Origin of the sequence: uncultured Roseibium sp. (genome assembly GCF_947496995.1) — a bacterium.
Classification (GTDB): domain Bacteria; phylum Pseudomonadota; class Alphaproteobacteria; order Rhizobiales; family Stappiaceae; genus Roseibium.
The window spans coordinates 518,415-538,917 of sequence record NZ_CANMFD010000002.1; the positions used below are offsets into that span (position 1 = coordinate 518,415).

16 protein-coding genes are annotated in these 20,503 nt (G+C 59.2%); 6 read left to right on the forward strand and 10 right to left on the reverse strand.

The window, feature by feature from the left end; genetic code table 11:
* Positions 1–3 precede the first annotated feature (3 nt).
* On the reverse strand, positions 4–2,718 hold the full coding sequence (locus Q1B40_RS11015; protein ID WP_299813835.1) for a caspase family protein: 2,715 nt from the start codon (positions 2,716–2,718) through the stop codon (positions 4–6).
* A 340-nt stretch (positions 2,719–3,058) separates the two neighbouring features.
* Between Q1B40_RS11015 and Q1B40_RS11020 the strand changes: the two genes are divergently transcribed.
* Positions 3,059–3,910, forward strand: coding sequence for a GNAT family N-acetyltransferase (locus Q1B40_RS11020; protein WP_299813837.1), 852 nt, complete (start codon positions 3,059–3,061; stop codon positions 3,908–3,910).
* 6 nt (positions 3,911–3,916) lie between these two features.
* On the opposite strand, the gene Q1B40_RS11025 is transcribed toward Q1B40_RS11020, so the two are convergent.
* The 7 genes from Q1B40_RS11025 to Q1B40_RS11055 form a co-directional block, all read right to left on the reverse strand.
* The gene (locus Q1B40_RS11025; protein ID WP_299813840.1) at positions 3,917–4,861 is read right to left on the reverse strand and encodes an ornithine cyclodeaminase family protein; all 945 of its coding nucleotides are present in this window, start codon (positions 4,859–4,861) and stop codon (positions 3,917–3,919) included.
* Between the two features lie 138 nt (positions 4,862–4,999).
* Positions 5,000–6,133 (reverse strand): calcium:proton antiporter, encoded by a 1,134-nt coding sequence (locus Q1B40_RS11030; RefSeq protein WP_299813843.1) that lies wholly within the window; start codon positions 6,131–6,133, stop codon positions 5,000–5,002.
* 263 nt (positions 6,134–6,396) lie between these two features.
* Entirely contained in the window at positions 6,397–7,176 is a 780-nt protein-coding gene (locus Q1B40_RS11035) for an ABC transporter ATP-binding protein (RefSeq protein WP_299813845.1), read from the reverse strand.
* Positions 7,173–7,928 carry an ABC transporter ATP-binding protein gene (locus Q1B40_RS11040; protein ID WP_299813848.1) on the reverse strand — a complete coding sequence of 252 codons (756 nt, stop codon included), beginning with the start codon at positions 7,926–7,928 and terminating at the stop codon, positions 7,173–7,175. Before Q1B40_RS11040 ends, Q1B40_RS11035 begins: the two co-directional genes overlap by 4 nt.
* A gap of 11 nt (positions 7,929–7,939) precedes the next feature.
* Positions 7,940–9,007: a branched-chain amino acid ABC transporter permease gene (locus Q1B40_RS11045; protein WP_299814905.1), complete on the reverse strand. Its 1,068-nt coding sequence runs from the start codon at positions 9,005–9,007 to the stop codon at positions 7,940–7,942.
* Positions 9,008–9,080: 73 nt separating this feature from the next.
* On the reverse strand, positions 9,081–10,109 hold the full coding sequence (locus tag Q1B40_RS11050; RefSeq protein ID WP_299813851.1) for a branched-chain amino acid ABC transporter permease: 1,029 nt from the start codon (positions 10,107–10,109) through the stop codon (positions 9,081–9,083).
* A 308-nt stretch (positions 10,110–10,417) separates the two neighbouring features.
* Complete coding sequence (locus Q1B40_RS11055; RefSeq protein WP_299813854.1) at positions 10,418–11,761, reverse strand: substrate-binding protein; 1,344 nt, start codon at positions 11,759–11,761, stop codon at positions 10,418–10,420.
* Positions 11,762–12,238: 477 nt separating this feature from the next.
* On the opposite strand from Q1B40_RS11055, the gene Q1B40_RS11060 reads away from it, so the two are divergent.
* The 5 genes from Q1B40_RS11060 (at position 12,239) to Q1B40_RS11080 (ending at position 18,112) form a co-directional block, all read left to right on the forward strand.
* A complete protein-coding gene (locus Q1B40_RS11060; RefSeq protein WP_299813857.1) occupies positions 12,239–12,847 on the forward strand; it encodes a pyridoxamine 5'-phosphate oxidase family protein in 609 nt (202 codons plus the stop codon).
* A gap of 151 nt (positions 12,848–12,998) precedes the next feature.
* Positions 12,999–15,038 carry a M3 family metallopeptidase gene (locus Q1B40_RS11065; RefSeq protein ID WP_299813860.1) on the forward strand — a complete coding sequence of 680 codons (2,040 nt, stop codon included), beginning with the start codon at positions 12,999–13,001 and terminating at the stop codon, positions 15,036–15,038.
* Between the two features lie 12 nt (positions 15,039–15,050).
* Positions 15,051–15,461 carry a DUF423 domain-containing protein gene (locus Q1B40_RS11070; RefSeq protein WP_299813863.1) on the forward strand — a complete coding sequence of 137 codons (411 nt, stop codon included), beginning with the start codon at positions 15,051–15,053 and terminating at the stop codon, positions 15,459–15,461.
* Positions 15,462–15,605: 144 nt separating this feature from the next.
* Complete coding sequence (locus Q1B40_RS11075; RefSeq protein ID WP_299813866.1) at positions 15,606–17,039, forward strand: cytochrome P450; 1,434 nt, start codon at positions 15,606–15,608, stop codon at positions 17,037–17,039.
* Positions 17,036–18,112, forward strand: a complete 1,077-nt coding sequence (locus Q1B40_RS11080) for a lysophospholipid acyltransferase family protein (RefSeq protein ID WP_299813870.1) — start codon at positions 17,036–17,038, stop codon at positions 18,110–18,112. Before Q1B40_RS11075 ends, Q1B40_RS11080 begins: the two co-directional genes overlap by 4 nt.
* A gap of 10 nt (positions 18,113–18,122) precedes the next feature.
* On the opposite strand, the gene fghA is transcribed toward Q1B40_RS11080, so the two are convergent.
* On the reverse strand, positions 18,123–18,959 hold the full coding sequence (gene fghA, locus Q1B40_RS11085) for an S-formylglutathione hydrolase (protein ID WP_299813873.1): 837 nt from the start codon (positions 18,957–18,959) through the stop codon (positions 18,123–18,125).
* 159 nt (positions 18,960–19,118) lie between these two features.
* Positions 19,119–20,231 carry an S-(hydroxymethyl)glutathione dehydrogenase/class III alcohol dehydrogenase gene (locus Q1B40_RS11090; RefSeq protein ID WP_299813876.1) on the reverse strand — a complete coding sequence of 371 codons (1,113 nt, stop codon included), beginning with the start codon at positions 20,229–20,231 and terminating at the stop codon, positions 19,119–19,121.
* Between the last annotated feature and the right edge of the window lie 272 nt (positions 20,232–20,503).

Sequence of the window (20,503 nt, forward strand, 5' to 3'; positions counted from 1 at the left end):
TCCTTAAAACAAATCGTAGCGCGGGCGATCTTGTTCCCACTGGTGCTTGACCAACGAGATCAATGCTTCATCCCCTTGAACAGGCTGCCGACCGGAAGCCTTGAAGAAATCTTTAAGGGCCTCCCGGGTTTTGCGGCCCGGCTGACCATCCACCGGCCCGGGTTCGTAGCCTAGATCCGTCAACGCCTGCTGCAGCACCTTGGCCTTGAGCCCACGGTTCGCCTTGCCGAGCGCTTCCCTGCCTTTTTCCGCCGCCTGTGAGGACGGGTCCACGGCAACGGCCATGGCCAGCATTCTTATCCGGTCGCGACCGGCAGCTTCTCCCGATTGCTCGCCCAGCATGAACGCGGTGTTGAAGGCACCCCAGGCATCGCCGCGCTGGGCGCTTTCACGAAACCACCTTGTCGCTTCCACGGGATTCTTTTCCACGCCCTGACCGTTGAAATAAAGCAGGCCGATGGCGGTGCCAGCAGCGGGATGTCCGCCTTCATGGGCCTTCTTGAACCAACCCAGCGCAGCCTCATAATCCTGCGGTACGCCTTTGCCGTCCCGGTAAAGCGTTCCCATGTTCAGGAAGCCGTAAATGTCGTTCCGACCGGCTGACCTGTTGTAATAATAAACGGCCCTGTCGATGTTTTCGGCCACGTGCTCGCCGTTCAGATAGAAGCCGCCGATGGCATTGTAGGAAAACGTGTGCCCGGCCTCGACGGACTGCAGAAGTTTTTCCAGACCGTCCTTTTCGTCCTGGGCGGTCCCGTCTCCCCGGATCTCGGCCAGTCCGAGCGAATGCAGCGCATAGGCGTCGCCACGTTCGGCCGCCTTGCGGTAAAGTTCCACGGCCTTTTCCTGATCCCGGTCAATTCCGGCGCCGAGGAAATACATGCGGCCGAGCACCTGTCCGGCACGCACATGCCCCATCTGGTAGGCCTGCTCGAAATAGGCGATCGCCTGATCGAGGTCGCCTTCCGCGAACGCCCCGCGCCCGCGCTGAAACACGAAGCGGCCGATTTCCGGATAGGCTTCCATTGCCGCGGCACAGGCAGTGTCGATTGCCTGGGGATCGAGATCGTTCGCCAGACGTCCTTCCGTCACCGCCTGAAGATCAAACGGCTGCGTTGCCAGTTGATCGCAACGGTCCACACGCGGCTGAACGATCTGGGTGATGGTCGTGAGAGCGCCGCCGGTTTCATTCGGGAGCTCCAGCTTGAATTCCTGCGCTTCCCGCTCACTGCCGATCTGCGGCCGGACCGTCAGCGACGCCAGCGCCGAAACGGGAAAACGATCTCCGGCCTGAAGCAGACGGCCCTCGGACGAAAGCTGCAGATCGGTATCGACGGATGCGACCTTCAGCCAGTCGCTGGTTGCCGGAAGTCCTTCCACCGGCGCTTCGGGATAGACCTCAACCGGACCGACGCCGATGTCGGCCTCCACGGTACCGGTGGTCGATCTTTCCGTCAGCCAGGCCAGCACCGCCGCCAAACGCGCTTTTCGGTCTTCCTGCTGATCGTCTTCAACGACCGGTGTGGCTGCCTGTGCAACCGTGATCGAGGCGATGGCAGAGACGCTGCTGCCCCACTGGTCCTTCACTTCGTAGCCGATCAGTTCCACATTGCCGGCATTTGCGCCGGTGGGAACGAACTGCAGACCGGCAAGCTCTTCAGCCTTGAGAACATCGCCTTCGGCGACGGATTTACCATCCGCCAGCTGCAGTTCTCCCTTTTCCGGCGCCAGGGTCAGCGTGGCTTCGAGCGTTCCACCTTCCGGTTGAACGGGGGCCGGGATATTGAGCGCAACGGCCGTGCTGCCTACGGAAACGCTGACACGGTGATGTGCCGTGACGATGGGTTCCGGTTTAGGCGGCACGAAATAGAAATTGGTGACAAGCGTTGAATCCTCGTAAGGGATCTGCTGCCCCCCGGTCTTGCGGACAACCTCGTCCCGGACCCTGGTCATCAGGTCCTTGATCTCAAGTTTCGGATCGAGGGCGTTGCCGACCACGGAAGACGTGAACGGGCTCATGGGTCCGTCCCCGTCATAGGCGACCTGGCCCGGACGGGTGGCATAGGAGATGAAGGTTCCAAGCTTGTTGGGTATGCGGCGGAGCCCCCTGGTCTTTCCAAGCGCATATTCCTGTTCTCCCCAGAACAGGCTTGCGATTTCGAAGGGATTGTCCCGGCAGGCATCCAGCATGACGATCTGCAGGCTGGAGGCGGCTTTCATGTAGTCGAGCAGGTGGGAGACCTTGAGACTTTCGAATTCCAGATCGTATTGCGACGCCAGTTTTGCATCGACAGGCAGAATGAAGTTCGCGTCACCGACCTGAAGGGCATGGCCTGAATAATAGAAAAGCGCCGTGTCGCCGTCCTTGAGTTCGCGAAGAAACCGGCGGACGACCTCCTCCATGTCCTTCTTGTCGAGATCCAGCCCGAGCGTGACATCAAAATCGGCTTCTCGCAGGATCCGCGATATTTCCTTGGTGTCGTTCTGCGGATTTACCAGCGGCTCTACATACTGGTAGTCCTGATTTCCGATCACGAGGGCGACCCTGCGGCCTGCTTCCTGTGCGGTGGCAGTAAGTGCGGTTGACCCTGCCAACGCCAGTGCGAGCGGCAGGCTGAACAGGCCAAAGCGCACGGCTCGCCGCAAGCGGACGGCGGGCTTCGAAACCACTTTGGTGGCATGTCGAGTAGCGAGAGGCAGATTGTACCGTTTCGTCATAACGTCCTCAACGTTGAAATCCGTACTTCTCTTTTAGACCCTCGAGCCATTGCCGGTCTGTGACGGACCGCACACTGCTTTCGATCCGGCCCGATTGCCGCCTTTGCCCCCGAAATTGATTGATGCCCGAGATAATTCCCTCAATTCGCTGAAATGTATGAGAGCATTACCTTTGGTAAATTGATGCACACTTGCTGCCTGGACGCAAGCCGGGTTCCCTCCGAAAGTCGGGATTTATGTTTTACGTCTGCGGTTTGACGGCCCGGAGCGGTTTTCAAATCCCCCCGAGTCAAATTAGTCTGCCGCAAGCTGTATAGAAAACCACGCACCTGGAGCCGTCATGTCCGAAGCCCTTGAGATCCGTGCCCTGCGGGAAGACGAAATGCAGATTGCGCTCGAGATGGCCCGGCAAGAGGGCTGGAATCCTGGTCTTGAGGACGGAAAAGCCTTTTATGCGGCCGATCCGGACGGTTTTTTTGCCGGCGAGGTTGCAGGCGAGCTCGTCACTGTCATTTCCGCCGTGCGCTACGGCGATGATTTCGGTTTTATCGGGTTTTACATCTGCAAGCCCGGCCACCGCCAGAAGGGCTACGGCCATCGGATCTGGCAGCAGGCCCTGGACCATCTCGGACCGAGGCTATTGGGCCTCGATGCGGTCAAGGAACAGACCGCCAGCTATGCAGAACACGGCTTCAAGCCGGTTTACCGCAATATCCGTCAGGCCGGCATGTCCCTGTGCGACACGCCGATGGACCCGCGCCTGGCGCCGCTCGGTCAGGGAATTTTCCCGACGATCCGCGACTATGACCGGCGGTTCTTTCCCGGCCCGCGGCTTGACTTCCTGAAACTCTGGACGGCGCCAATGCTCGAGACCCGCAGAGGCTTCGCTTTCGCAGAAGATGGCATTGTCAAAGGCTATGGCGTCATCCGTCAGTGCCATGAAGGCTACAAGATAGGGCCGCTCTTTGCCGATACGCCCGAAATCGCCGATACGCTCTTTCGCGCGCTCGCCGGGCAGGTCAAGGGTCAGATGATCGTTCTCGACACTCCGGAGCCCAATGCGGCCGCGCTGCTGCTTGCGGAAAAATACGAGCTCTCGCCGGAGTTCGAGACATTCCGCATGTATCGCGGACCGGCCCCGGACCTGCCGCTCGATCAGATGTTCGGTATCACCACTTTCGAACTCGGCTGAGCGTTTTCAGCCTTGCGTATTGCGGAAGGCCAGGATCGCACCGGCCAGATCTTCCAGGGCCGCACCGACTGACTTGAACAGGGTAATTTCCGCGTCGGACTGACGGCCCGGATGCCCTCCCCGGCACAGCTCGTAAAGGTCCGCCTTGACGTCGTCCTTCGACAGAACTCCGGAGCGGAGAGGCTGAACGATGTCACCTCCCTCGGAGAGGCAGCCATCGCGTGTATCGACGAAGATTTGCGCCCGCCGGATGAGCTCATCGTCGCTTTCGCGCATGCTGGGCTTGAACGCCCCGACCAGATCCACATGGGTACCCGGTTTCACGGCTTTGCCGCAGATCAGCGGTTCGACCGACAGTGTCGCCGCGCTGACGATATCCGCATTGCCGAGCGCTTCATCAAGGTTCTCAGCCGCCTGGATCGTCACCGGAAACCGCCCCCTGAGGTCTTGTGCGAGCGCTTCGGCCTTTTCCAGGGAGCGCCCCCAGACGGTGACCTCCTCTATCGGCCGGACCGCCATGTGAGCTTCCACCAGGTTGGCCGCCAGACGGCCGGCCCCGACCACCAGCAGATGCCGGGCGTCCGAACGCGCCAGATAGCGCGCTGCCAGGGCGGATGCGGCTGCGGTGCGGCGGGCCGTCAGCTCACCGCCGTCAACCAGCGCCAGCATTGCGCCGGTGCGCGCATCGGACAGAAGATACTGCGCGGAGACGGCCGGCAGATTGCGCGCCGAATTGCCCGGCATGACATTGACGACCTTCACCCCGGCAAAGCTTCCCGGCAGCCAGGCGGGCATCAGGAGCATCGTAGCGTCCGGCTCGCCGGGCACCTCCATGTCGTGATGGTGGCGCGTCGGCATTTCGCAGCCGGTGCGGAACATGTCCGCCAGCGCATCGATCAGATCCGGAAAAAGCAGGGCGTCGCGGGTTTGGTCTTCGGACAGGAGTAGCATCAAGGGCCAATCTGTATCGGTCGAGAGGTGGGCTGGACATCACATCCGTCTACCCATGTCAGAAACAACGGAAGTTCCATCGGCGTCGATCGCCCGTCTGAGTAGATGGAGGTTTCAAACGTACCGGCGCATCTTGCGTCAGGCCAGATCGAAAATCATCATCACATAGGCAGCGAACAGCGCCAAGTGAACCGCGCCCTGGAGATAATTGGTTGTCCGGGCGCCGAAGGTCAGCATGCTGACGACAAGCGTCAGGAGCAGGAGAATGATTTCCGGCGTTTCAAGGCCCAGTTCAACCTTGAGACCCATTATCCACCCGACAAGCAGCACCGCCGGAACCGTGAGGCCGATGGTCGCCACAGCGGAGCCGAGGCAGATATTGACTGCCCGCTGAAGCTTGTTCGCGACCGCAGCCTGCAAGGCGCTCAGGCCTTCCGGCATCAGGACGAGAGAGGCGACGATGAAGCCGCTCAGCGCCAATGGAGCCCCCAGTCCGTCCATGCCGAAATCCACATAAAGCGCGAGTTTCTTCGAAAGCAGAATGATTGGCAGCAGCGCGCCGAAAAGCCCAAAAATGTGAAAGGAGACCGACCGGACTTCACCGCCATGATGCCCATCGTCGTCTTCTTCCACTTTAGCGCCCTCAGCAACCGGTCCGTCACCAGCAACCGGCTGACGAAAAATGTTGCTGTGGGTGACGGTCTGCATGGCGAGGAAGACACCGTAAAGCAAAACAGACATTACCAGTTCGAAGCCGGTCTGAAGACCCGAAAGCGCACCTCCCGGAGCGGATTGCGTCATTCTCGGCAGTACAAGAGCAAAGACCGCAAGCGGCACCAGAATCGAAAGAAACGCGTTCGCGCCCTGCAGATTGTAGGTCAGGTGCTTGTGACGTAACCCCCCCAGCAGCAGGCAAAGGCCGACCAGTCCGTTCAGGACGATCATCACCACGGAAAACATGGTTTCACGCGCCAGCGTCGGCACGGCGTCGCCGGACAACATGATCGCGACGATCAGGGCGACCTCGATGCCGATCACGGCAAGGGTCAGGATCAGGGTACCGAAGGGTTCGCCGAAGATCGTTGCAAGGCACCCGGCGTGCCTCACCACAGAGAAGGCGCACCACAGAACAGCGGCGAAAATCACACCCAGAAGGATCAGCGAAACGCTGACACCAACCGTTTCAGGTTTCAGGCTGTCACCGACAAGGGTGAAGGCTGCGAATAACAGAAAGCCTACCAGGCTGGGCAATTCGGTTCTAAAGACGCTCACAGGCTATCCCCGGTTGAAGAATTGCGGAAATCGGCGCTCGAACTATAGGCTGCGGCCGCTTTTTGCTGCAACACGCTGATCCCGCACACCGATCATTGGCAAAACTGTCCACAAAAAAAGACCGGCGCTGGTCGCGCCGGCCTTTGAGATCCGAGGGCTAAACTCGCTAGCAACTTCCTCATCCAGAGGCCAGCAAACCAGCTTAACTTGCTTATCCAATTCGTCTTTTCTTGGCGCATGGAAAAGCCGCCAAGAAAATCCGGCTAGATGGCGAGGTACTCCTGCCGCAGTTCGGCATTGTCGAGCACTTCCTGCGCCGCTCCGTCGAACACCACTTCGCCCATGTCCAGAATCACTGCGCGGTCAGCCAGATGAAGAGCCGCGATCGCGTTCTGCTCGACGATGATGGTGGTTATGCCCAGATCCTTGACGCCTTCCAGGATGCGCTCGATCTCCTGCACGATCACCGGCGCCAGACCTTCGTAAGGCTCATCGAGAAGAAGCAGCTTGATGTCACGTGCCAGAATGCGAGCCAGAGCGAGCATCTGCTGCTCGCCGCCGGACATGGTCACGGCGTCCTGCGCCCGGCGCTCTGCAAGGCGCGGGAAATGATCGTAGATCCGCTCTATCGACCAGCCCTTCGGTTCGGCGATCTGGGACAGCTGGAGGTTTTCCTCAACGGTCAGGCCGGAAATGATGCAACGGTCTTCCGGCACAAGTCCGACGCCCAGTCTTGCTGCCTGATAACTCTTCATTTCGTGCAGCGGCTTGTGATCGAGCCAGATTTCGCCATGGGTCAGGTTGGGATTGTCCATGCGGGCGATTGTCCGCAACGTGGAGGTCTTTCCCGCGCCGTTACGGCCGAGCAACGCGAGGATCTCGCCTTCCCGAACGTCGAAATTCACCCCCTGGACGATATAGCTTTCGCCATAATAGGCGTGCACGTCCCAGGCCGAAAAGAACGCCGGCGCGGTTCCTTGCGCCCTGCGCGGCTGCACACCCGGCGCGGTTCCGCCCGAGAACTGGTCTTCAGTGATGGTCACAGGTGTGCTCCTCCCAGATAAGCTTCCTGAACGCGGGGATCGCCCTTGATCTCTTGCGGTTTTCCTTCGCAGATCACGGTGCCTTGTGCCAACACACTAACCTTGTCAGCAAGCGAGAAGACCACGTGCATATCGTGTTCGATCACCACCTTGGTGATCCCGCGATCGCCGATGCGTTTCAGGAGATCGATCGTGTTGTTTGTGTCGGCGCGCGACATGCCTGCGGTGGGTTCATCCAGCAGCAGCAGCTTCGGATCCTGAACCAGGCACATGGCAAGCTCCAGGCGTCGCTTGTCACCACGTGACAGGGACGCGGCGATCATGTCCTTCTTTTCGGCAAGACCGACGTCCTCGAGCATGTGCATCGACTTGTCCAGGATCTCGGCATCCCTGTCGAGACGTTTGAAGGCGTGCAGCGCGAACTCGCCATCCCGCTTTGCCATGGTCGGAATCATGACGTTTTCCAGTAGCGTCAGGTCGCTGAAGATTTCAGGTGTCTGGAACACCCGGGAGACGCCAGCCTGATTGATCTTGTGCGCCTTGAGCCCGATCAGCGAGGTATCGCCGAACATGACCGAGCCGGTATCGGGAATGAGGCGGCCGACAAAACAATTCAGAAGCGTCGACTTTCCCGCACCGTTGGGTCCGATGATGGCATGAACCATACCTTCTTCAACGGCCAGATTCACATTGTTGAGGGCCTTCAGGCCGCCAAAGGCCTTGTTCACGCCCGAGACTTTCAGAATTTCCATCAGTATTTTCCTTACTCGGCTGGCGCGGCGGCACCGCTTGAATCGGACTTCCCGGAAGAGCGCTTGAACAGGCGCCCGATTCTGGAAAAGCCTTCCATCAGTCCACCAGGCAGGAAGATCACGATCAGCATGAACAGGACCCCCAGGGTCAGATGCCAGCCTTCACCGACGAACAGACTGGTCACCGCGACGACCGGCACTTCGAGGAAATCAGGCAGGAACCCGAAAATCTCATGCAGGGTCTGATCGTTGAATGCGGAGAAGATGTTTTCGAAGTACTTGATCAGCGCTGCACCGAAAATCGGGCCCAGCAAGGTACCGGCACCGCCGAGAATGGTCATCAGAACCACTTCGCCCGACGCCGTCCACTGCATGCGCTCCGCCCCGGCCAGCGGGTCGGTGATGCACAGCAGGGCACCGGCCAGACCGGCATACATTCCGGAAATCACGAACGCCGCCAGGGTGTAGGGACGCGGATTAAGGCCCGTGTAGTTCATCCTATTCTGATTGGTCTTCACGGCCCGCAACATGATGCCGAAGGGCGAACGGAAGATCCGCTGAGCGATGAAGAAGGCAATCAACAGAACGATCGCGCAGAAATAGAAGCCCGCGTAGCCGGTCATCTCGATGCCGAACAGGTTGGCGATCAAGGGGCCGTCCACCGCGTTCGAGGAGTCGAACAGACGCGGGTCGGACCGCAAAACCCGCAGGCCGGTTTCCCCGTTGGTGATCGGCGTCAGCACGGAATAGGCCAGGTTGTAGGACATCTGCGCAAAGGCGAGTGTCAGGATGGAGAAGTAGATCCCCGAACGGCGCAGCGAGACATAGCCGATGAGCAGAGCGAAGATCCCGGATGTGACCACCGCCACGAAAGCCGCGGGGACCGGGTTCATGCCGAGCAGCTTGAAGGTCCAGACGGCCGAATAGGAGCCAACCCCGAGAAACGCAGCGTGTCCGAAGGACAGATATCCCGTCAGACCGAAGAGCAGGTTGAAGCCGGTCGCGAACAGACCGTAGATCATGAATTTCTGCAGCAGGTCCGGGTAGCCGGCACCGACCGGCGCCAGCCAGATCGGCATGGTGAGAACCGCTATGGCGAACACGACGAAAAAGATCCAGTCGCGCATGGGAGACGTTTTACTTGTCATGTTTTTAGTTCTCCATGACGCCTTTGCGGCCCATCAGCCCGCGCGGACGCACGAGTAGAATGACCACTGCAACGAGATAAATGATGATCTGATCGATGCCGGGCAGGATCGCTTTCACTTCGTTCATGGAAGCGAAGGATTGCAGGATGCCGAGCAGAAAGCCGGCCGCGACTGCCCCGGGCAACGAACCCATACCACCGACAACAACGACAACGAAGCTGAGGACCAGGAAGTCCATGCCCATGTGATAGTCCGGCGGCAGGATCGGCGTGTACATGACCCCGGCCAACCCGGCGACCACGGCGGCGATCGCAAAGACGACCGTAAAGCGCCGTTCGATGTTGATGCCCAGAAGACCGACCGTATCGCGATCCGCCATGCCGGCGCGCACGACCATTCCGAAGGTGGTGAATTGCAGAAAAGCGAAAACAGCGGCTATCACGGCACCGGCAAAAGCCAGATAGACCATTCGCCAGTAGGGATAGACGATAACGCCGGGATCGAAACCGAATATCGACCCGATATCGGCCGCGCCGCGCACCAGCTCAGGCGCTGACTGCGGGATCGGGTTGGCGCCGTAGATCGCCTTTATGATCTCCTGGAGAACGATCGCCAGACCGAAGGTCACGAGGATCTGGTCCGCATGCGGACGCTTATAGAAATGCTTGATCAGGCCCCGTTCCATGATGAAGCCGATCAGCAGCATCACCGGCACGGCAAGCAGTATGGACATGGGCACGGAGTAATTGAGCATCCAAGTGCCGAAATCCCCCAGCATCGCCTCGACATAGGGCGTCCGGATCTCCATGGGCGATCCCCAGGCCGTGGTCTTGGTCGGATCCATTGTCACGACTTCCAGACTGAGCAGCTTGTTGAAGGTAACCGCGCAAAAGGCACCCAGCATGAACAACGCCCCGTGGGCGAAGTTAACCACCCCGAGGGTTCCGAAGATAAGGGTCAGACCCAGAGCGATGAGCGCGTAAGCGCCGCCCTTATCCAGCCCGTTGAGCAATTGTAGAAGAATCACATCCATTGTTCTGCCGCTTTTTGCCTGGAGCAACCTGCGTTGATGAAGCAGATTGCTTCAACACCTTGGGGTCGATTAACTATTTCGCTTTTACACCATTTCACAAGAAAACGGGTTGATCTGAAACAATCTGCGTTCAGCTAATCGCGGATTGTTTCAAGACTTCGGGATCGGCCAACTATTCCGCATTTCCACGATTCCACAAGAAACAGTTGAGCCGGAGGCATCCTGCGTTCCGTGACAGTGAACGAGATGCTCCAAAAAGAACGGCAGCCGCCGGCTGGTAGGCACCGGCGGCTGCCGTCATTCATGCATCAGGCACCGTTGTTGCAGGTACCAAGCTCACCACCGAGCATTTCCGCAGGATACTCAACCTGGGAGCGCGGGGTCACTTCGACGACTTCCAGTAGGTCGAACTGCGAGGTCGGGTTTTCCTTACCCTTCACAACCAGAACGTCCTTGAAGCACTGGTGGTCGTCGGCCCGGTAGAGGGTCGGGCCGTTGCCCATGCCGTCGAACTCGAAGCCTTCCAGAGCCGCTGCGATCGCGCAGGGATCGAAGGTTCCGGCCCGCTGCGCCGCATCCGCATAGAGCAGAGTCTGAACGTAGCAGGTGTGGGCTGCCTGGCTCGGCGGGAAGCCGTATTCCTGGCCGAAGGATTTCACGAAGGCTTTCGAGCCTTCGTCCTGCAGCGACCAGTGCCAGTTGGTGGATCCGAAGATCCCCTTGACGTTCTCGCCGGCACCCTGCGCCATCAGGCGGGAATAGAGCGGGACGACGATGACGAAGTCCTTGCCGTTGACCTGCTTGTCGCGCAGACCGAACTGGACGGCCTGGGTCAGGGAGTTCACCATGTCCTTGCCGTAGTGGTTCAGGACCAGAACATCGGCGCCGGAGTTCAGAACCGGAGTGATGTACTGCGAGAAATCACCTGCGCCGAGCGGGGTGCGAACCGCAGCGGTTGTCTCCCAGCCCATGCCTTCGGTGTATTTCTTGATCGATTCTTCCTGCGACCAGCCCCAGGTGTAGTCGGCGGTCAGGTGATAGGCCTTGCGATCGGTGCCGTAGTTGTTCTTGAGCACCGGTGCGAGAGCCGCGCCGGACATTTCCGTGTTGAAGAAGTGACGGAAACCGTTCTTGCGCTTGTCCTTGCCCGTGGTGTCGTTGGAGTGGGTCAGGCCCGCCATGAAGATGACGCCTGCTTCCTGGCAGAGCGACTGCACGGCAATAGCCACACCGGAGGACGAACCGCCGGTGATCATGACCGCGCCGTCCTTCTCGATCATCCGCTTTGCGGATGCGCGGGCGGCATCGGATTTGGTCTGCGTGTCGCCGGTCACATAAGCGACCTTCTTGCCGTTTACGCCGCCCTTAAGTTCCTTGGACGAGAACGTGTTCAGGAGACCGCCGTCGCCCTCACCGTTCAGGTGCTTCACGGCGAGCTGATAAGCGCGCAGTTCGTCGGCACCCTCATCGGCATAAGCGCCGGTCTGCGGAACGTTGAAGCCGAGGACGACTTCTGCCCCTGTCGGCTCGTTCAGATAGCCCGCGGACCATGCACCGCTTGTGAAAATGGTCGGCGTTGCCAGGGCAGCACCACCCATTGCACCGGCGCGCAGGATTGAACGGCGGTTTAGGGGTTTACGAATCAAGCTCATACTTTCCTCCCAGAAAGGCACGGCGGTCCACCTCGGACACGCCTGCTGTGGCTGTTCAGCCGCAAGCAATCCTGGCTGTTCCCCGTCCGGAACTCCGGCTCCTCCGCGCCAAAATTGCAAGCTGCGGGGACTGTAAAAAAATGAACCTCAATTCAGCAATACGACTATCGGCGCGCATCGTCTGCCAGCTCATTAGACTTTCGAAGTAAACACGGTCAGACACTGCCAATTTATATTGCATTGCAGCATTATTATTATCTTTTCTATACATGCACTTAGTAGAAATACTTTCGGCGGCGCAACACTTCAAGCCAACGGCAGGAAAAACGCTGCCACGCGCCCCGAATTAGACGAAAGTTTTACGCAGCGCCCGCAATTTTGCATCCGCGAGAGAAATTGACGCTGACAGCGACGCACAGATATGGTCGCAACCGCTCCGCATCCCAACGGATTTCCCCGCAAGAGGCCACCTCAAACATGACCATTCTGACGTCTCTCGACCAGTTGCATGCACATTACGGCGAACCCGGTGAAGCTTCCCTCGTCAAAGAGATCGACCACCTCAGTCCCGCTTACCGGAGGATTGTCGAAGCCGCGCCCTTCTGCGCCCTGACAACCTGCGGCCCCGAAGGGCTTGATTGCTCTCCGCGTGGCGATGAAGGGGCCGTCGTCCGCGTCCGGGACGACCGCACACTGTTGTTGCCGGATCGGCAGGGAAACAACAGGATCGATTCCCTGCGCAACATCGTCCGCGATCCCCGCGTGTCGCTGATGTTCATCATCCCAGGCTGGAACAACGTCCTGCGTATCAACGGCGAAGCTGAGATTTCTGTCGATCCGGAGTTGCTTGCCAGCTTCGAAAAGGAAGGCAGGCAGCCGCGCTCAGTGATCGTCATTTCTATCGCTACAGTCTACTTTCAATGTGCACGAGCGATCATGCGCGCACGTCTGTGGGACGCCGGCGCCCAGGTCTCCAAGGGCGAATTGCCGACCCCTGGGACAATCATGCATGAAATCAGGGACAGCTTTGACGGCAAGGCTTATGATGACGCCTGGCCTGAACGCGCGGCAAAAAGCATGTGGTGACGGACCCCGCCAAACCGACGGCACATCGCAGCTGCGCGAGTATGCGCCTGGATTTATATCGCGGACAGGCTGTGAACCTTCCCTTCCCGCACCATATCTGAAATACCCGGATCTGAAATATCCGGCTTGTCAGTCATTCCAGAGGATCCCCATGACCGCTAATCCGATGCTTGCCGATTGGACAACACCTTTCGAACTGCCGCCGTTCAGCGACATCGAACCGGTTCATTTCGAAGAGGCCTTCGATGTCTCGATGGCGACGGCCCGCAAGGAGACCGACGAGATCGCCAATCAGGAAGCCGAGCCAACCTTCGCAAACACGATCGTCGCTCTGGAAAAATCCGGCGAGCAGCTCTCACGGGTCGCGCGGACGTTCTTCAATCTCACAGGCGCCCACACCAGCGCCGCCTTTCAGAAAATAGAACGCGATATCTCGCCGAAGCTGGCCAAACATTCCTCGGACATGCTCTTGAACGCAAAGCTCTACAACAGGGTTGCGGCCCTGTGGGAGCAGCGCGAAACCCTGCAGCTGGACGCAGAACAATTGCGGGTACTGGAGCGGTACCGGAAGATGTTCCAGCGCGCCGGTGCCGGGCTCGATGCAGCGGGCAAAACCCGGATGGCGGAAATTTCCCAGCGCCTTGCGACCCTTGGCACGCAGTTTTCCCAGAATATCCTGAAGGATGAATCCGACTATCAGCTTGTCCTGGAAACAGAGCAGGATCGCGCCGGGTTGCCCGACTTCCTGCTTGGCGCCGCGGCCGAGGCAGCTAAAGAACGCGGCCTGGAGGGCAAGCACGTCATCACCCTTTCACGCTCGTCCATTGAGCCGTTCCTGCAGTTTTCAACCAACAGGAGTTTGCGTGAGGAAGCCTTCAAGGCGTGGAGCGCGCGCGGTGAGAACGGCGGCGAGACCGACAACAGGCAGATCATCAAGGAAACGCTGGCGCTGAGGGCCGAAAAGGCGAAACTCCTCGGCTATGACACCTTCGCCGCGTACAAACTCGATGACACGATGGCAAAAACACCCGGCAACGTGCGCGACCTGCTGACCAGGGTCTGGGCACCCGCCGTATCTCAGGCGCACGAGGAAGAAGCCAAGCTTTCTCGAATGGCCCAGAACCAGGGCGAAAACCACAAGATCGAAGCCTGGGACTGGCGGTTCTATTCCGAAAAGGTCCGCAACGCCGAGCATGATCTGGATGAATCTGAAATAAAGCCGTACCTGCAGCTCGACAACATCATTGAGGCAGCCTTCGACACCGCGAACCGCCTCTTCGGTCTTACCTTCGAAGAACTCAAGGGCCTGCCCGTCTATCATCCCGACGTTCGCGTGTTCGAGGTTAAAAGAGACGGCAGGCATGTCGGGCTTTTCCTGGGCGATTATTTCGCCAGGTCGTCGAAGCGCTCCGGTGCCTGGATGAGCGCCTTCCGGTCCCAGCACAAGCTGGACGGCGAGGTAACGCCCATCATCGTCAACGTGATGAATTTTTCCAAAGGCGCGCCGGGTGAAGCCACCTTGCTGACGTTCGATGATGCACGCACTTTGTTCCACGAATTCGGCCACGGTCTGCACGGCCTGCTGTCCGATGTGACCTACCCGTTCATTTCAGGAACCAGCGTCGCGCGCGATTTCGTCGAGCTTCCCTCGCAGCTTTACGAGCACTGGCTGTCGGAACCGGAAATCCTCTCCAGGTTCGCGGTTCACTACAGGACCGGCGAACCGATGCCGAAGGCGCTTCTGGACAAGCTGCTGGCTGCCAGCAATTTCAACAAGGGTTTCGAGACGGTCGAATATATCTCGTCCGCGCTTCTCGATCTTGAAATGCACCTGCTGGACGATCCGTCGGGACTCGACATCGCAGAATTCGAACGCCGGGAGCTCGACACGATCGGCATGCCGGGGGCAATCACGATGCGCCACCGTATCCCGCACTTCCAGCATGTGTTTTCCGGTGACGGATATTCCGCCGGCTACTACAGCTACATGTGGTCAGAGGTGATGGATGCGGACGCCTTCGGGGCCTTTACGGAAAAGGGAGACGCTTTCGATCCGCAAACGGCGGAAAAGCTCCTGACCCACATCTATTCGGCCGGCGGGCGCCAGGACCCCGATGAAGCCTATGTGGCCTTCCGGGGACGCGCGCCGAAAATCGATGCACTTCTGGAAAAACGCGGCTTTGCCGCCTGACGGGAGCGCTCGATGAAACCGATGCACTATGAAAGCCAGTCCGTTGCGGGCGCGCCTACCTCGGCGCTCCTGCGCCTCTGCCTCGTCCTGTCCGGTCTTGCCGGCGCTCTTGGCGTCATAAGTCTGGCCATGTCCGCGCACGCCTCCGCGTCGTCGCTGCTGCAAACTGCGGCGCAATTGCTTTTGCTGCATGCGCCGGTGTTTCTCGGGCTCGGCATTCTCTCGCAGATTCGCAAGGTGCTGTTCCTGCCCGTGGTCATGCTTCTCATGACCGCAGGGCTGATCCTCTTCTGCGGTGATATGTTCGCACGCGTCATTCTGGAAGAAAGGCTGTTTTCCATGTCCGCACCGATTGGCGGCATGATGGTGATCCTGGGCTGGTTAGTGCTCGCGCTCAGTGCTTTACGTGTCAGACCCAAGTGATTAAAAGCGAGCGAACTGGAATCGCGGACCGTCCGGGTTCGGACGAACACGGACAAGATGCTCATATACATTTTCTCAACCGGCTTTTTCGCTTCCATGAGAGCAGATTGAGCCGGCCATGACCTGTAGATCTGGAATTCATTTGTGACTGTGATTGTGCCCAAGCCTGAAGGTGCCAAGAAAGTCGGAAAGCCCAAGGCTTCTCCGGTAAAGGAATACGTACCGCCGTATCCGTTCCGCCATGAACAGATGCCTCCGGTCTGGACCCTTATCGGCCTGGCAAAACGGAATTTCCTGTCGATCTGGGGCCTCGATGATTTTCAGAGCCGCCTCCGAAGCAAGAGGATCTTCACCCGCGACCTTGTGATCTGCAACCGGCCGGATGTGGTGCGCGAAGCCTTCCAGGCAAATCACGAAGTCCTGCAGCGCAAAAGCCCGCAGATGCGGCATGCGCTGGAACCGCTGCTCGGCGACGGCCTGTTCATCAGCGACACGGAAACCTGGGCGAAGCGCCGCAAGATCGTCGCGCCGATCATCCACGGCTCGCGCGTCAAGGGCTTCGCCCCGATCATGATCGACACGATCGACGAAAAACGCGCCGACTGGGAAAAGCTCGGCGACGGCGCGGAGGTCGATGCGCTGGCGGAGATGGCCCATCTGACAGCGGAAATCATCAGCCGGACGATTTTCGGCCGCCAGCTCGGCAAGGACTATGCCGCCGAGGTGGTTCAGGGCTTCTCCGAATATCAGCGCCACATCGACCAGATCGATCTGTTCTCCCTCTTCGGCCTGCCCGAATGGCTGCCACGCATCCGCGGGCGGTCCGTCAAGAAACCCGTCAAACGCATCATGACTGTGCTCGATGAAATCATCGACAGCTACGACGCGCAAAAACAAAAAGGCGAAGCCTCTGTCATCGGCGGTCTTCTTGAAGCTCGCGACGACGAAGGCAATCCCTTGAGCCGGGACGCCATCCGCAGCGAAGCTGCGGTGATCTTCATGGCCGGTCATGAAACCACGGCCAACACACTCGCCTGGGCCTGGTTCCTGCTCTCCCAGTGCGATCGGACACGAGAAAAGCTGCAGAACGAACTCGACACGGTACTCGCCGGGCGAACACCGACCTTCAAGGATGTGGCGAACCTGCCCTATACAAAAGCCGTGGTGGAAGAGACCCTGCGGCTTTATCCGCCGGTTCCGATCCTTGCGCGCGAAGCCATGGCCGACACGACAATCGGCGGCAAGCGGTTTGCCAAGGGATCGCTGGTGATGGTGGTGCCCTGGCTGATACACCGCAGTCCGAAGCTCTGGGCGAAACCCGATGTGTTCGATCCGCAGCGGTTTCTCGATCCAAAGGCCAAAAAGCCCAACAAATACGGGTATGTGCCATTCAGCATTGGGCCGCGCATCTGTGCGGGGCTGCAGTTCGGCATGACGGAGGCCATACTCAGTCTCGCCATCCTTGCGCAGAATTTCGACCTCAAGCTGAAGGAGGGCACGGATGTCCAGCCGGTCGCCCGGTTGACGTTGCGCCCCGGTGACCATCTGCCCATGACCCTTCATCCCCGGCGGACATGAAAAAACCGGACAGGCTGGAAGATATTCCCTTTGCGGAGACGCTCGCGACGGAGCCTGCCGCGCCGCCGATAAGCGCATTGCTGTCACAGGATCCGAAGCTGCGCGACAAGGCCAGGCTCTATTGGATCCGTCACAGCAAGGACGGCTTACTCAACACCATTTTCCACTCCGCCCTGAAACATTGCCCTCCGGACTTCGTGTCCGGCTTCGGCAAGGCGCTCACACCGCTGGTGCGCTGGTCCTACCGTAACAAACTCTTCCCGAACCGCATCAAACGCAATTTCTCGGAACTGACGCGCGGCAGGTGGCAGAGCGAGGCGGACGAAGAAGCCGGACTTCACAGATGGTGGCAGAATATCGGCCGGAGCATTTCAGAATTTAGCATTGTCAACAGGTTATGGAAAAACTCTCATATAACTGTTGAAGGCATCGAAAACCTCGAAGCCGCGCGAAATGCCGGTGGCCCACTGATTTTCACGTCCATGCATCTTGGCACATGGGAAGCCCTGTTCGTCGCCATCCACGATAACCTGACCGGTCCCAGCATCGGGCCTTTTCAACCGGAGCCGAACCGTTTCAAGAACCGGATCGTTCATGCGATCCGCAAGGAAAGAAACCAGTATCTGTTCCCGCCCGGCCAGCGCAGTGCCTACCTTCTTCGCCGGTTGATGACCACCGGGCGATACTCCATGACCATCTTCATCGACGAGGTTCGCGACAAGCAGGTCCACCTGCCACTCTTCGGAAGGAAGCTGCCGGACAAGGGCAACGCTGTCGTCGCCATCAAAATTGCAAATGCCTGCGGGGGGACACTCGTTCCGACCTACCTCACCCGTACAGGTCCGGCCCGGTTCAAACTTGTCATCCTCCCGGCCATAAAACGATCCGCAGCGCAGTCCGCCTATGAAATTCCGGACACCATCAGGGACCTCAACCGGGTCTTCGAGCCGGTCGTCCTCGATCATGTGGAGGAATGGTACATGCTCGGCGAGTTGCGCCTGCCGCAAAGCTTCCGCAACACGCCCTACGCGAAAAAGCTCGCGCTCAGGAATGCCGGGACGCAGCAGGTATGAGGCAAGAGCTTCAGGACCTGCTGCTTTTCAGCCGCTCCGCATGCCAGGCGACATGGTCGCGCGCGAAGGTCGAGACGAAATAGTAGGAGTGGTCGTAGCCCTGCTGGAGCCGGTATTCATGCGTGGTTTTCGTGTCCACCAGCGCGGTGACCAGGGAAGACGGTTTCAGGAGGTCATAGAACTGATCGTCCGCCCCCTGATCGATCAGGATATCTCCGCTCCATCCCTTGTCCTTCAACAGCATTGAGGCGTCGTGAGTGCCCCAACCGCTCTCATCGCCGCCGAGATAGGCACCCAGCTGTTTGCGGCCCCAATCCGATGCAACGGGATTGGCGATCGGTGCGAAGGCGGAAAGAGACTGGTAGTGCCCCGGATATTTCATCGCCAGTGTCAGGGCGCCGTGACCGCCCATTGAATGCCCGGTGATGCCGTGGTGGACGGAAACCTCGAATTTCTCGGTCACGAGATCGCGCAATTCGCTGGCAATATAGGTTTCCATCTGAAAGTGGGCCTGCCAGGGCGGCTCGCTCGCATTAACGTAGAAACCGGCCCCCTGCCCCAGATCGTAAGCCTCGTCATCGGCCACACCCTCACCGCGCGGGCTGGTGTCCGGAAAGACAATGGCAATTCCGAATTCGGCAGCGTGTGCCTGAAGCCCGGCCTTGGTCATTGCGTTTTCGTGAGTACATGTGAGGCCAGAAAGATACCACAGGCACGGCACCGGGCCGTTACTTGCCTGCGGCGGCATATAGACTGCAAAAGTCATTTCGCAGTTACAGGCCTCCGACATGTGGCTGTAAACGCCCTGAGTGCCGCCGAAAGCCTTGTTTTCGGATATCGTTTTCATGGTCCTCAACTTCCAACTTTCGAAAAATTCAACGCAGACGGCATTCCCTTCGAGTGAAGGGTCTCCTCTCGGCGAGGCCCGGCTGGAATGCCGGCCCCTATCCCCGACCGCCGGATCACCTGCCTGCAACCGACGCCGGGGCCGGCCCGGACCGAAGGATCAGTAAAGCACGACCGAACGGATCGATTCACCCGAATGCATCAGGTCGAAGCCCTTGTTTATATCTTCGAGCGGCAAAGTGTGGGTGATCATCGGATCGATCTCGATCTTGCCGTCCATGTACCAGTCGACGATCCGGGGCACGTCGGTGCGGCCGCGCGCACCGCCGAAGGCGGTTCCGCGCCAGGACCGTCCGGTCACCAGTTGGAACGGCCGCGTCGAGATTTCCGCGCCTGCGGGTGCGACGCCGATGATGATGCTTTCGCCCCAGCCCTTGTGGGCCGCTTCCAGCGCCGTCCGCATGACGTTCACATTGCCGGTCGCATCGAAGGTGTAGTCCGCGCCGCCCTTGGTGAGGTTCACCAGATAGGCAACCAGATCGCCGTCGACCTCGGACGGATTGACGAAATCGGTCATGCCGAATCGCTCCGCCATCGGTTTCTTGTCCGCGTTGAGGTCCACGCCGACGATCTGGTCGGCACCGGCAAGCCGCAGGCCCTGGATGACGTTCAGCCCGATGCCGCCGAGGCCGAAAACGATGGCCCGCGAGCCGATTTCCACTTTCGCGGTATTGATCACCGCGCCTATACCGGTCGTAACGCCGCAGCCGATGTAACAGACCTTGTCGAATGGCGCATCGGAGCGGATTTTCGCCAATGCGATTTCCGGCACGACTGTGTAATTGGCGAAGGTGGAGGTGCCCATATAGTGCAGGATCGGGTCGCCATCGAGCGTTGTGAAGCGCGACGAGCCGTCCGGCATCAGGCCCTGGCCCTGTGTTGAGCGGATCGCCTGGCAGAGATTCGTCTTCGGATTCAGGCAGTATTCGCAGGTACGGCATTCGGGCGTATAGAGCGGAATGACGTGATCGCCTGGTTTCAGGGTCGTGACCCCCGGCCCCACTTCAACGACAACACCGGCGCCCTCATGGCCCAGGATCGCCGGGAACAGCCCCTCCGGATCGGCTCCGGACAGAGTGAACTCATCGGTGTGGCAGATACCCGTCGCCTTGATTTCGACGAGGACTTCGAAAGCGCGCGGGCCTTCCAGGTTCACGGTCGTGACTTCGAGCGGTTTTCCGGCCCCGACGGCGACAGCGGCACGAACTTCCATGGATGTATCTCCCAGATTCCAGAATTTGAAGGAGAGTTACCGGCCCGGCCGTCAATTGCAAGAACCCTTGCGGCACTCAGTGTCGGAATTACGCATTCGGGCCTGGTTCGCGCAATGATTTCCATTCAGGCACCATCTCCTGAAAATCGAGGTTTTCAGCCACATTTCCGGTATCTTTCCGCAACCGCCTGCGGGCTTTAGACACTCATGTCGTATTCTGACAAGCATGCGACTGAAACCTGATACGCAAGCAGGTGTGCAATCGCGAATAT